Annotated in this window: 14 protein-coding genes; 5 read left to right on the top strand and 9 right to left on the bottom strand. The window is 51.2% G+C overall.

Going from position 1 to position 13,135, the window contains the following annotated elements; genetic code table 11:
- The 3 genes from GEV47_RS19960 to GEV47_RS19950 all read right to left on the bottom strand — a co-directional run.
- Positions 1-401 (bottom strand): Tn3 family transposase (locus GEV47_RS19960; protein WP_322741707.1); only part of this gene is annotated, 401 nt, incomplete at its 3' end.
- A 21-nt stretch (positions 402-422) separates the two neighbouring features.
- Positions 423-1,589, bottom strand: coding sequence for a hypothetical protein (locus GEV47_RS19955; protein ID WP_228124822.1), 1,167 nt, complete (start codon positions 1,587-1,589; stop codon positions 423-425).
- Positions 1,590-1,600: 11 nt separating this feature from the next.
- Positions 1,601-2,155 carry a DUF4158 domain-containing protein gene (locus GEV47_RS19950; protein WP_228124821.1) on the bottom strand — a complete coding sequence of 185 codons (555 nt, stop codon included), beginning with the start codon at positions 2,153-2,155 and terminating at the stop codon, positions 1,601-1,603.
- Positions 2,156-2,470: 315 nt separating this feature from the next.
- On the opposite strand from GEV47_RS19950, the gene GEV47_RS19245 reads away from it, so the two are divergent.
- From GEV47_RS19245 to GEV47_RS19235, 3 genes are all read left to right on the top strand, one after another.
- Positions 2,471-3,718, top strand: coding sequence for a hypothetical protein (locus GEV47_RS19245; protein ID WP_153236412.1), 1,248 nt, complete (start codon positions 2,471-2,473; stop codon positions 3,716-3,718).
- Positions 3,715-4,548, top strand: coding sequence for a pirin family protein (locus GEV47_RS19240; RefSeq protein WP_153236411.1), 834 nt, complete (start codon positions 3,715-3,717; stop codon positions 4,546-4,548). The genes GEV47_RS19245 and GEV47_RS19240 overlap by 4 nt, the downstream gene beginning before the upstream one ends.
- A gap of 186 nt (positions 4,549-4,734) precedes the next feature.
- Entirely contained in the window at positions 4,735-5,262 is a 528-nt protein-coding gene (locus tag GEV47_RS19235; protein ID WP_228124820.1) for a YybH family protein, read from the top strand.
- Between the two features lie 491 nt (positions 5,263-5,753).
- On the opposite strand, the gene GEV47_RS19230 is transcribed toward GEV47_RS19235, so the two are convergent.
- Together GEV47_RS19230 and GEV47_RS19225 are read right to left on the bottom strand one after the other, a co-directional pair.
- The gene (locus GEV47_RS19230) at positions 5,754-6,470 is read right to left on the bottom strand and encodes a response regulator transcription factor (RefSeq protein ID WP_153236410.1); all 717 of its coding nucleotides are present in this window, start codon (positions 6,468-6,470) and stop codon (positions 5,754-5,756) included.
- A 78-nt stretch (positions 6,471-6,548) separates the two neighbouring features.
- Positions 6,549-7,040, bottom strand: coding sequence for a tyrosine-type recombinase/integrase (locus GEV47_RS19225; protein ID WP_228124819.1), 492 nt, complete (start codon positions 7,038-7,040; stop codon positions 6,549-6,551).
- A gap of 32 nt (positions 7,041-7,072) precedes the next feature.
- On the opposite strand from GEV47_RS19225, the gene GEV47_RS19220 reads away from it, so the two are divergent.
- Positions 7,073-7,570: a hypothetical protein gene (locus GEV47_RS19220; protein WP_153236409.1), complete on the top strand. Its 498-nt coding sequence runs from the start codon at positions 7,073-7,075 to the stop codon at positions 7,568-7,570.
- Positions 7,567-8,025 (top strand): hypothetical protein, encoded by a 459-nt coding sequence (locus tag GEV47_RS19215; protein ID WP_153236408.1) that lies wholly within the window; start codon positions 7,567-7,569, stop codon positions 8,023-8,025. The genes GEV47_RS19220 and GEV47_RS19215 overlap by 4 nt, the downstream gene beginning before the upstream one ends.
- Before the next feature lie 518 nt (positions 8,026-8,543).
- Here GEV47_RS19215 and GEV47_RS19210 read toward each other — a convergent pair.
- The 4 genes from GEV47_RS19210 to GEV47_RS19195 all read right to left on the bottom strand — a co-directional run.
- Positions 8,544-8,957, bottom strand: a complete 414-nt coding sequence (locus tag GEV47_RS19210) for an integrase core domain-containing protein (RefSeq protein ID WP_153236407.1) — start codon at positions 8,955-8,957, stop codon at positions 8,544-8,546.
- A 417-nt stretch (positions 8,958-9,374) separates the two neighbouring features.
- The gene (locus tag GEV47_RS19205; protein WP_153236406.1) at positions 9,375-10,355 is read right to left on the bottom strand and encodes a hypothetical protein; all 981 of its coding nucleotides are present in this window, start codon (positions 10,353-10,355) and stop codon (positions 9,375-9,377) included.
- Positions 10,352-11,461: a DUF2515 family protein gene (locus GEV47_RS19200; protein ID WP_153236405.1), complete on the bottom strand. Its 1,110-nt coding sequence runs from the start codon at positions 11,459-11,461 to the stop codon at positions 10,352-10,354. The genes GEV47_RS19205 and GEV47_RS19200 overlap by 4 nt, the downstream gene beginning before the upstream one ends.
- Positions 11,458-13,135, bottom strand: a 1,678-nt coding sequence (locus tag GEV47_RS19195; RefSeq protein WP_153236404.1) for a type VI secretion system Vgr family protein, incomplete at its 5' end; no start/stop codon positions are given. The genes GEV47_RS19195 and GEV47_RS19200, both read right to left, overlap by 4 nt.

The following is a 13,135-nucleotide window of genomic DNA, read 5'->3' as shown; positions in this document are numbered from 1 at the left end:
CAGATTTGGTGCAACTGGCAAACTATGATGAGAGTTGGTAGTAGCAATCCATTTGCGTTTATGACATCCTGGATATCGTACAACTGGAACGCCGGCAGTTTGGCGATCGCATTGGTGATAGCATCGCTTGCGATCCGCAGCGTCTCGGGACGCAAGTAGTTGCGAGACGTCGTAATCAACGATGAATGGGGGAGCCCAGACACTTCCGCCATCCGCCCGAGACCCATGTTGGTTCCCATCGCGACAATGCATGCCAGTATCTCCTTGGGATCCGAATCGTGCTTGACATATCTATCTAGTACATGTGTAAATCCCTCCAGGAAGGATGCTTCTCCGGCGACAAACCACAGCAAGTCAGCGATGCCAATGCCGGGGAGTTGCCCGAAAAATGGACCGTTCACCGGCTCTTCCGACGATGGATATCACAGATTCCAGCGGCGCTTTTCGCCATTGCCTTTGAGCTTGATGTGCTTGTTTTCTCCTTCATCAATACGCTGGTTGACTCTTTCTATTAACGATTCGATCGATTCATGGAAGGCCGCGAGCGTGTCTTCGATCGGGCGGGACAATAGCGGCAAGTTCAGTTCCCGCATGAGTGCAATCTTGTTCTTCCATTTTTCGTCGTTGATCAAATCGTCTTCCAGGCGTCGGAATTCATTGCTCTTCTGCACGAAGACGTCGCCCGCTTCCAAGGCGTTGCGCAGTATGCGATACACCAGGAACTCGTAGCGGTCCGGTTCAAGCACTTTTCGCCGTCGATCCTTTTCCGACGGAACATAGAGGTAGCGAAGCAGGTGTTTGGGAATGACATCAATCGGAAAATCGACAATATCCACCTGGCGCGGCGACTTATCGCGCTTGAATAGGTCTTGCAGAAAATTGACGGCTTTCATTAACGGGGCATTCTCGATCCGTCCAGCGAAATCCAAAGCAGCAAACAAATGGCGCAGGTTTTGTTTGAAAGCTCGCGATAATGTGGCGTAATAGGCCCATTCAAATGTGCCTTTATCGAACGCGATTTTACGCATGTAATCGGCCACGATCGGAAATTGCTCTTTATCGAGCAATAAAAATGCCTTCTCCCTAACAGCGGAAAAAGGCAATTCCGGTGAAATGGACTCATCGACGAATAACCCCAGAACCTGGCCTGCCGCCTGCAGACTCTTCAAGGCATCCTCCAATGCCTTTTGCATGGCGGTTTCGGCTTCTGTCTTTGCCTGCTTCTCGTATTGGCCGACCAAATGAATGAAAGCATCGGTCAGATTGTCATTGATTTCCCGAAAGCGTTGGTGAGCAAAGCATACAAGATACAGCGAGGCCGTCGCGCGCTGCATGCGTTGAAGCCTGAATATCGTATAAAACTTAAGCAGCGCGCCGTAGTATTTGCTGCTTTCTTGAGAAATGCCAGCCGATGCAAGGAACGTGACCGCAAAGTCATGCAAGGGTTCGAAGAACTCTCGGCGTGTGACTTCACGCCGCAACTCGCCATAGGAGAAATCCTTGGCCTCGCGTTTTAGCGCGCTGATGGTATAAATCTGCTCGTCTGCCTCCAACAGCGTCCGCAGACGCTGGCGGACCTCGACCGTCATGGCATCGCTCATTAGTCGGTTATACGGGCCCGCTCGCTTGATACGGCTCCGCCGACGATATCTTGCAGCGTGGTGTACGACGGTGCGACGATACGATTGATCGTCAACTGTTGAAGCATTTCCCGCAGTATGAATATCGGCTGGGTCGAGAGTTTGGCAAACCGTTGCGCTTTTGCTTCGAGATCAGTCTTTTCTTCGGTGTCGCATAAACGATATTCGAAGAGATCGAGGACCGTTTTCTGCAGTGAAGCCCGCGTTGGTCGCGAGGGGAACTTGATGTCGTCTACTTCGCGTCCAGGGAAATAGGCTTGTAGTATATAGCGCAAGTCGTCTTCGACATTCTCCGCCTCGAACGTAAAGAACTGTCGTTTGGCCTTGAAATATCCCAGTTCCAAAATCAGGTGAGTTGCCACCGATGCCGTCCTGATCGCGCCGGCCGCCGCCTTCTCCGCAGGACTTAGGTCGAAGTACAGTTGGCGATCTTCATCGTTAAATTGAGGTAGTCCGTATAGATCCTGGATTTCCTCATCGCTGAGGATCGATAGACGATGGGATTCGTATGCCATACAGAGCCCGGATCAAAATTCGAGAAGATTATCTGAAAATCATCCATCGGGTCAATCTCCTGATTGCTGTTCTATTGCACCTGTTCGCTGGATACGACATATCACCGACTCCACGAAGCAATCATCGTTACCACGAAAACGCGACGCCTTTTCGTGGTAAGAGATGGTCGGCGTCGTCGATCGATTTCGTACATATTCTTTGGGATTTTCGATATTCGAGCATATAATCGCAAGACCTCTAAGCGCATGGAAATGCACTGCTGCTTGAGCAGCATCCGTCATGCATCATCAATCCAACCGTCACAGGAGCACAGCATGACATCAAAAATGATCACGAAGACCGTTTCGACCGTTGATGAACTAGCGACAGCGGTAAAAGCCGCCGTGCTGAAAATAGTTGTGCAAGGGCAAATCGAAGGCGCACCGTCGCTGCGGCTGGCTCCCGGCCAATCGATCGAAGGCGAGGACGATCAGGCCGCGCTGAGTTTTGCGGTTGGACAGGATGGCTTACAACTGACTACCGACAATGTGGTGCGCAACCTGCATGTGGAAACCTCTGCCGACCAGCGCGCCATCTTCAACGACACCAGCGTCGACAGCCTCGGCACGATCCATCTGTACGACGTGGTGACGGTCGGGCAGGTGCAATTGCTGGCGCGCGACAAGGTGCGTGGTGGGCATGTGGAAGTCGATGGCTTGCATGTGATTGCCGCCGACGCCCGCGCCCACAGCGACCGTCCGGCGGGGTTTGGCGTGCGCGTCATCCAGGGCGCGTTCACGCTATGGAACATGCAAGCCGATAATCAGGTGGTTATCAGCGCCAACCTGGTCGGCCTGTCAGCCGGCCACCCTGCCGCCCCGGTGCTGGGCAGCGGCATTTTCGTCAGCGGACCGGGCTTCGACAAGGGCAAACTCTCCGTGCAATTGCTGGAAACCGGCGCGGTCTACAGCGATGGCCGCATCGCGCCGGGTACGCCGGACGTCATCACCGGCGGCGTGTTCACCGTGCACGGTGCCTATGTTGGCACGGTACGCAATCTCGGCCCAGTGGTGACCTACGGCGTCAACGATATGGCATTGGACAACTGGGGACAGGTCGATATTTGGGAAGCGGAAGACAAGATCACCTCCTACGGTCCGAGCGGCATCGGCTTCGTGAACTTCGGTATTGTCAACGAGCTGCGGGTCAAGGCGCCGATTGAAACCTTCGGCCAGGGCGCACGCGGATTCAACGTCTATGCAGGGACTGTCAACCTGGCCGAGTTCGACCGTATCACTACCCATGCCAACGGCGCGGTAGGCGTGCAGATCAGCCAGCCGATCGGCCAATTGCGCGTACTGCGCGGCATCGAAACCTTCGGCGCTACCGGCGAATCGCTGGTCAAGGGCGTGGTCATGACGCTCAGTGCGATCGGCCTCTCCATCAAGCCGGGCGGTTCGGCGCGCGAGATAACAATCGACGGCGGCGTCATCACCCACGGAGAAGGGATCGCCCCGCTCGAAGTGCATGGCGAGATCGGTGCCCTGCACATTACCGGCGCTACCCGCGCAGCCCAGGCATGAATCGCACCATTGCCACCACCTTGCCCGCCCAGCGCGTGATCGACGATGGCGACATGCTGTTGTGGCGCGCACTGCCGCTAGCAGAACGCGAACAGTTGGGGCCGTTTGTCTTCATCGACCATTACCGCCACCAGAGCCGGCGCGGCATCGGCGACAAGCCGCACCCGCATGCCGGCATTGAAGTCTTGAGCTACCTGCTCGAAGGCAGCGTCATCCATCGCGACAGCCTGGGCCTGACCGACCGCCTCGATGCCGGCGATGCCCAATGCATCCGCGCCGGACGCGGCATGATCCATGCCGAGCAACCGCAAGGCAGGCGGCACGGCCTGCAACTCTGGACCAGCCTGCCACCGGCGCAAAAATTGGCCGAGCCGTCCTACAGCTCGATTCGCGCAGCCGACATCCCCTCATTCGCCCGCGACGGTGTGCAGGTAACTGTGCTGGCCGGCACAGTCGATGACATCAAAGGCCCGATGCAATTGGCTTCACCCACTGTTCTTACTCGCGTGCAACTGGCACCCGGCGCAGCCATCTCGCTGGCGATCGATGCTGCGGCTGAACTTGGGCTGTACGTAATGAGCGGGCAAATCGACATTGCCGACGCTCGCCTCAGTACAGGCACGCTGGCTATCCTTACGCTGGGCGACCACGTCCACATCGCGGCAACCGGCACCGAGTCGGCCGATGTGGTCCTGCTGGGCGGCACGCCGGCCGAAGGCCCGCTATTATTCTCCGGCCCGTTCGTGATGGACACCCCGGAACGTCTGGCCCAGGCTCGCCGCGATTTTTCGGACGGAAAAATGGGAACGCTCGATGGCGTGCCGTTTTGAGCATAGTTCCAGGAAATTTTTCACGAACTATTGCCTGAAGGATTCTGCATTAAAGGCGCGGTGGCGCAACGAATACACACATCTTGCTGCATCTTGCGAACGTCGATTTTCCGCAAGGGTTGGTCGGCGTTTTTGAGATATTGAACTTAAGCGTTTTGTTTTTACAACTTTACACTGGAGAAGAAAATGAAAAAAATGAATATGCCTGGGCGGAAACTTGCAATGCTTACTCTGGCTGTCACGCTGGGTGGGATTCCAGTCATGCACGCGACCGCGGCCGAAACCGAAGCGCTGCCATATTCCAACGACCCCGCGGTGAGTGCCACGCAACACGAAGTGTACGATGTTGTCCATCGCTACGAGAGCGCACTGAATGCAGGAGATACGAAGGCAATTCTTGACCTTTTCGCAAACGATAGCGTCGCCGAGTGGAACGATAAACGTACCTACGCGACTCGCCAACAGAAGATGGACGGATATGGTGATCTGTTCAAGATAGCGAAATTTACAACGGTATTTTCGTATGATGCCATCAATGTTTACGGAGACACGGCAGTGGTTCGCACGCATCACCACAAAGGTGCCGCCGTCGTTGAAAACGGCAAGAAGGTAATCGACCTTAACCGCGAAGTCTTCGTGCTGCACAAGGTCGACGGCGCATGGAAGATTGTGCTGTACACCTTCAACACCGATCCCGTGCAAGGCGAGGGTTAAAGTCAATACTATTTCGAATAACCTGCAATATATTGGGCTTGATTCGCTTAAAAACCAGCTATCTGGAAAGTTGTTGGCGAAATAAATGTTGAATTTCAGGATGACCTAACAGGAGCAGTGACGCGCCAGTGCGATGGCTGCATCACCATGCATACCGACGCGGCGGCCAAGCATGGTGTGACGTGAAGTATTGGCGTGGCAGCAGAAGAGGTGTGAGATCTCGGTGCGCGGAAACAAGTTTCTGAATATTTTTTTCTAGAACAAAACGTTCATCGAGATCAAATCTATTTGTCAGTTCGCGGAGATCTCGATCAAAGAGTTCACTACGCATAGTAGTGACTTTCTTGATTGATACAGCTGTAAATGTAACAAAGACGCCGATGGATAGGTCCAGCAATATAAAGAGCGCTAATCCTGTAATTAGCGTTAATTGATATTTACTTGCACGTTCTTTCTGTGCGTTTACGTATTCTCTAATCCGTTCCTTAAAATTAATCAGCACGCCAGAAATACCCTATCATTGGGGTGGTCTTAATTCGATCAAACGTCGAATCAACATCTTTGAATGCGTCACGAATTGCGGCTATATGAACTCGCAAATTTTCTTTATTTCTTCCAGTGTCAATTTGTTCGAAAAGCTGGGCAAACGAAACTGTATTGTTTTTGCTACTCACCATTTCTTGTACTAGTCGGATTTGGGTTATCGATAGATTGACTCGCTGATTTTTCCATTTCACAACATTCCTAGATTGATAGTTTATAACTAGGTCAGCGTCGGCGATAGACGCGCCGTCGCTTCGCACAGTTGCATCTTGTTTTTGCGCTTGTACAGTACGAAAAGCGATTGCCCGCTTAACTTGCGTAATGAAATCAGCTTCGGTGATGGGTTTTTGCAAATAGTCCCACGCATCCAATGCTCGAAATACCTCGCGTTGTATTTCTGGTTGCGGTGATCCGGACACGATTAACAAAGGTGTCTTCTGTGAGTCTAGCGCTTTGGCAATTTTTACCCCTCCCATTTTATCTGTGTCAGCGCCCAAGTCGATATCAGATACGATGAGATCAAATTCTTCGTTTTTGATGGCCACAATTGCAGTATCAAACGAAAAAAATTGCTTTACCGAACAATCGGGCCGCGATTTAAGCAAAAAGCCTTTGAACTCGTCATTCGTCGGCGTTAAGTCTTCTATGATGGCAAATCGATACATTTATACCCCTCAAGCTTAGAGCTGAAGTCTACTTGATACGCCGACTAACAATATTTATTTGACATAAATGTTTGCTTATTAAATCTGGAGCATGCGTTCAATGCGGCTTTTATTGAACGGATCCGCACCGTCGACGTAGCGCATCGCCGATTGTATATTTTTCCACCCGACATATTCCATTAGTGTTTTGAGATCCCAGCCGTTCGATGTCGCCCAGTTGGCAAATCCACGACGCAGTGAATGTGCGCTGTATTGGTCGGCATCGAGAATGCCGGCTTGGTCAAAGAGCGATCGCAACAGCGGAATAATGCTGGCTGGATTCAAACCATCCTCGTTGAGCCTTCCCCAGCGAGTAATCGATCGGAAGACGGCGCCGCTCCCCAGTCCGCTCAAGTCGATCCATGTTTGATAGGCCACGACCGGGCAAAGACGTGATAAGGCCGGCGCTTTAAATGTGCTACCTTTGAACTGGCGGTCCCCTTTGGTCTGCGGCAAGTAACACGTCATGCCTTCGCCAGGGATCGCCTCGACGTATTGCACCTCCAGTCGCGCCAGTTCATCGCCAGTCAATCGAGGAAAAGCACAAGCACGGCCGTGAAGCCTTGGAACATTACCGCCAATCCGTGAAGGAGCAACGCGATCAGGATCGGCGTCGGCATGAGCAGCAGATCCAGCAACTGCAGGCGGAAATGCGTCAGTTGCAGCAAAGCCTGGTAGTCAAGCAGGATGACATCACGCGGCTGAACCAGGAAGGGGCAAGGCTGGTCGCGGATCTGTCGCATGCGCAAAAATCGCTGTATGAACAGCAATCTCACAGCCGGCAGTTGACACAAAAATTTGAAGCATTGCAGGCGATCGAGCAACACTGCAAGACCGTCGAGGCGCAACTGGAAGACAAAGATGCGCATATCAAGGAACTCACTAACCAAGCCGCCGGTGCCGCAAAACAAGCCGAGGGGCTCGCCAAGCGGATTCACGGACTTGAATTGACATTGGCTGCAGCGCAAGCCCGGCTGGAAACGCAGCAGGCCATGAGCGAGCAACTGCGCGCGTTTATGGGACATCAAGAAGCGCCGGAAGCGAAGGAACCAGCGCCATGAAGACCATCTATCTGGACCACAATGTCATCTCTAGCGTAGGTGGCATTCCGGCAGCCAAGGACGCAGAACACCAACGCAACCATGCTGCGGCGCTAAGAAAATGTGGCTACCGATTTGCCTTATCTGCATGGAATATCTATGAGTTGGCGCGCTCCAACGATATAAAACATATCGAACAGTGCTGCGACTTTGTCGATGTGCTAGATCCGGTCTGGGTCAATAGCAATTTTTCAGTCAAGGCGCAGGAAATCGATCGTTACCTGGCAATCGAGTTTGATCGCATCGGCCCGGTGCGATCAAGAAGCGTCGTCCCGTTTAGCACGACAGTCTCCGATATGTGGTCGAGTTATGGGTTGCCAGGCGATGCAAAACTGGCTGCGCAGCAAGGAGTCTTGGCAGAACTGCGCACTTACCTTGATGCGCGCGACCTGCCGGCGAAAAAGGCGACGTCCTGAGCGTTTTTCGCGGTATAGGGGACTTGCGAATCAAGTGCTTTGATTCTCGGACATTATTGATTCATGTCCGGTGCATGTCCATATCTGCGTTACGATTAAGCCAAGTTGCCTCACTGAGCGAAGGAATTTTCCATTTAATCAGTAGGTTAGAATTTGATATGCCTACACGGACACTCAAAGCAATGTCTGGTTAATGTCCGGATCCGTTGTATTCGCTTTTTCCGTATTTTGACCAAACAATTGAGGATATCGCCGGGCGCTTTGGCGGAATCGAATTCGAGATTAGTAACGGCGTCCACCAGGAAGTTGTGAGGGAATTACCACCGAACGTCCAGCGACATTTACGAAGCCGAGTTAAAGGTTGCTCGGGAACTGATATGCCAATATCGTCTTGAACCAGGAGTCACCTAACTGAAAAAACCTTCCCCAAAAATGTAAAAACAGGAAGAATGCCATGTCAAAAACGACCATTTCGGCGGCGGAAAACACGCGAACTTAGGAGGCTAAATAGGCTAATTTTACATTTTTGGGGGATGGGCTAATTTAGCCAGATTGATGTGAACCCTTGCGGTTGGACCAAGGGAAGTAAAAAATTCAAGTGCCCGTAGTGCGTATTCCGCCTCAAGTTGGTTGGGTGACATGTAAGTAAGCGCCGAGTGCATACGCTTGGCATTGTAAATTTCTACAATAAAGCGTGGCAGACGTGCCGTGACATCGGCAAATGTTTCATAGCCGGTCAGATCGACCTCTTCCACCTTGAGCGTCTTCATGAAACTCTCCGCCTGTGCATTATCGTACGGATTGCCGACGGCGCTCATCGAACCGATCAAACCATAAGCCTGCATGGCCTGCCGGAAGCGGGCGCTGCTGTATTGGGCGGATTCAACCAGCCGACGCAACAGCTTGGTGAAATCGTTGAGCGAGTGTTTCACAGTTTATCCGCTCGTTTCCAGACTGCATGCACATGATCAAAGGTGCGGGATCAAGTCCAGACACTTCCGATGCCCAACGCAAATGACTGGACTCGATCGAGCACCAGATAGCCGATACGCAATCGTCATAGATGGGTCGCGGGTTCGATTCCCGCCGCCTCCACCATCACAAACCATCCCAGACTCCACCAGACCGCGTAAATGCTAGGTGTTACAAAAGCTAGTCGGTCTGGCGAGGGCTGGAAAGGTCTCCGTTTTCGCCCAAATTTCGCCCACGTTTATTGTTTGTGCCGATGATCCAAAATTTTGCACGGTGGTCGCTATCGTAGATCGTATGAATCGAATTGGAATGCAGATGATTCGCAATTTCCTAGAAGAAGTGCTACCTGTGGGCAGGCTAATGATGACTGAGCGTCGTTAATTTATCTCCCCCTGCCTAATCCATCCCGGTGCTAACGTCTCACCATCAGGGTCAATATACGTTTCATCAATGTGGTATTGGGAGGAGATTTTTCGTTCAGCTTCTCCGCGCAGTTTTGCCAGTCGTTTGCGTTCGGCAGGATACAGTTGTTTGTAGCGTGGGCGGTCTTTTTCTTTAAAATAGGCTCGCTCTACAGAGTTTGAATTTTTGAAATTGAGCGAAACCAGATAAGCACCGGGTTGGTTAGTATCCATTTTGTCATGGTCGCGCATAAAGGTCACATCCAGATAAACATTATTAGCGTAAAAACGCCAATGACTGCCTATATCCTCAATTTTCATCCATTCAATTAGCGTCGGCACATAACTGGCATCAATTGAATAACCGTCACCGTCTTCTGTTTGTGAATAGAGCAACGCATCACGACCACTGAGGCGCGGGTTAAAAACACGAATTTCTCTTTTCCATCCCACATTTTGGATAGTTTTGAGTAAGGCATAAAATTGGTGTAAGGCTTCTGGGTGAGATTCAGTCGGGCTGGGAGTTAAAGAAACACTGAGATCAAATTCATCAATTCCTTCATCAGGATGATCAGATGGTAATGCAGAACCCATCACCCCCATCACATATGGCACATTAAAACTGTTAACTCCATGATCAATACTTACGGTTCCAAAAGGCCCTTGGTCAGGCCAATCAACCTTATAAAATACGATTTCACCATTCGCATTTTTATCATTGACATGTACCGCGTTCGGATACATGTCTACCCACTCTTTTCCTTGTTGACCGACACGGATGGTGACTTCTTTAGGATTCATGGAGCTATCTCTTTCTGTTAATTTTTTTGTATCGGCAGTTGATGTTTGTTCTGATGATGATAATGAAGTCGCCGACCAGATCAGAATGGATGTCAATAGCAAGCCGGCGATAACACTACCAGCGACCATGCGTTTGCGTAACTGTGGTTTGTTCATTTTTTGGCCATATTATTGGCTAGCGCAACCACGCCTGTATCTTGATACCAGACCGCTATATTGCTTAATTCATCCTCCATGAAGGCAGTTTGTGTTTGCATTCGTCTATGGAATTGTTTGGCTACATCCCCAATCCACTTCATCCGACTTTTAAAATCATTCACCACCGTATCCAGTGGTGCCACCGACTTCAAATGAGGATCATCAACAGTACAAGTACTGGTAAACACCAGTTCCAGTTCTGGCACCACGGCTTTCGCCAAATTGATCGTGGCAGAAACTCCCATTGCACTATCATCGTATGGCATTGTCCCATCTTGCATAGGATCAGGCTGGTGGCTCACTGCTCGTCCGTACCGCTGCTTTTTAAGTGCTGACGCTAAATCAGGATTATTGTCGTAGATTAGTGGTTGCAGGATATTGTGCTGCTCATGTTGAGCGACCAACATCAGGTGTGCGAACTGTTTGTCAGGTTTATCTATGTCTGCTGCACTTTCATACTTGCCAATCATGTCAAACGCATCAAACATCTCTTGCGTCACTTTCAGATGATGGAGTTTCCCCATCGCTTCGTCATACCATTGCAAGTGCGGTAGGCTTCTTTTTACCTCATCCACATACTCGTTCATTTTCGGGCGTGCTGGTGCGCACTCTTTAAAACTCTTTGGGTCGTTTGCCCAATACCAGTGGGTGGCGGCTATGTCCATAAATAACCAAAAATTACCTTTCCCAAAACTATTGATCACTGACTCCGGTGCCATTCCCATCTGCCACGATTCCAATGCACAGGCTACCGTCTTACTGGCTAGAGCACCTAGAGCCATCCAATAAAAACGCCCCTTTTTCTTTGGGTCACTGAATTTTTCCATCTCCAGATAAAATCGCGCATAGGTTGCAGCAATGCGACGGGCGCGCGGACTGTAATCTTTTAATAGCCGATATTTTCCGGTTTCCCGGTTTTTGTCGCTCAGTCGCGTATAAGAAAATTCGGTAGCACTTGACCAGTGCATGCCGCAGTCACACTGCAAACTCACACAAGTACCAGGTGTAGCATTAGTCATGGCGGTGACGGAAGTTCTGGTTCTGCTAATGACTTGGCTACTCATGCGGATGTTCCTTTGTTGTTTTGTTCATCGTCTCGATACGCTTCTAGCTCTTCGTAATGAACTCCAAATTTCAGTGACTGCTCCTCTGGTGTCGTCACCGATGGGCTTCTACCGAAATGCTCTGTTTCACCATTGTGCCCATCATCTTTATGTTGCAACACATAGGGCATGTTTGCCATCAGCTCGCCACTGACACTGCGCACACTGAACGTTTCGTCGAATACGCCAGCTGCGCTAAAACCTTGTACATTCACACTGCTTCCCTGCGAATCGGTAATCGTCGGATGATCACTCTGCATTTTCAAAATCCTCCCATTAATCACTATCATATCCGGCGTCATGCGGATATAACTTTCGCCCACTTGCAACAAGATGTACTTCTTGCCGCTGATGGTGGCGCCATCGTTTACTGATGTCATTGACAGCGTTTTATCTGCGGTGTATTCCATCGTATTATGTTGCGCCTGATGGATGATTTTCCCTTTGTTGGCAATCTGCCGGATATCGCCATCGACTGCAAAACCTTCGATGTTGTTTCTTGCCGTATGCGAAATATCGCCCATCGCATAGTGCTGTTGATTGCCGGCAGCGACGGTGTCAATGTGTTGACCGGCGTAATGCGTTTGATCTTTTGGTGTGGCGCTGGCGATACCAGCGGGGGAACTGATGGTGATAATGGGTTGCCCGGCTGCAGCTGCGCTGGTTTTGTTGACTTCATCACCAGTCCCGTGACCGAGGGCATCAACAGCAGCAGTTAAATCCTGTTGCGGTTGCGTGTCACGTGGCTGACCTTCATGCATGCTGGCTGATTGTCCCAGACCTTTGGCGATGCGGATAGCCTCTTCCAATTCGCGGATCAGTTCATCGCGGCTCAACATGCTACCAGCCGCTTTCGGGCGCGCATCGGTACTCAATAACATGCCTTGCGCAGCACGGATTACCGCTGCGCCATCGGTGCGGGCTTCTAGCCCTTCGCCGCGTTCATCCTTGCGCCCGGCGTTGTCTTCTATGCGGGTGATATGGCCCAGACTGATTTGACTGTGCTGATGATCACTTTTAAATTGTGCTTGTATCTTCTCTTGCGTGTCGTCGAAGATCAAATGATTGCTGCGCCCGTTGGCGCTGTTGCCGCCATTGTCGCTAAACTCGCGGGAGCGTATGCCGGATAACGCTTGCTGGCTGGGCAGGTTCCATGGCGGCAAATTGTTTTGGTTGTTAACGGCGCCGATAATGATCGGGATATCCGGATTGCCGCCGATGAAATCAACGATGACTTCGCTGCCGATGCGGGCGATAAACGTCATGCCAAGCTGGTTACCTGACCAGAGTTGATCGGCACGTATCCAGCAACTGCTGTTTTCAGTATTGAGATCGCGCCGATCCCAGGTAAATTGAATTTTGATGCGACCGAGCGCATCAGTCCAGACCGGCTGATTGTCCGGGCCAACGACACGGGCAACGCTGGTGTGCATCACTGGACTCGGTGTGACGCGTTCCGGGCGGTAGGTGTTGCCCTTCAGCGGCACCACTTCAAAGTCGCAATGAATGGTAAATTGTTGATAAGGGCTATCGGCATGCTGGGTTTCTTGCCCGACGTCTTCTATCGTCAACTCGGTGGCAATAATCAGATAGTCGATATTGGCCGCAATGGTCGGATGTTCAGTCTGTCGGTAG

Origin of the sequence: Glaciimonas soli, assembly GCF_009497155.1 — a bacterium.
In the GTDB taxonomy this organism is placed as follows: domain Bacteria; phylum Pseudomonadota; class Gammaproteobacteria; order Burkholderiales; family Burkholderiaceae_D; genus Glaciimonas; species Glaciimonas soli.
This window is presented reverse-complemented; position numbering and strand designations above follow the sequence as displayed.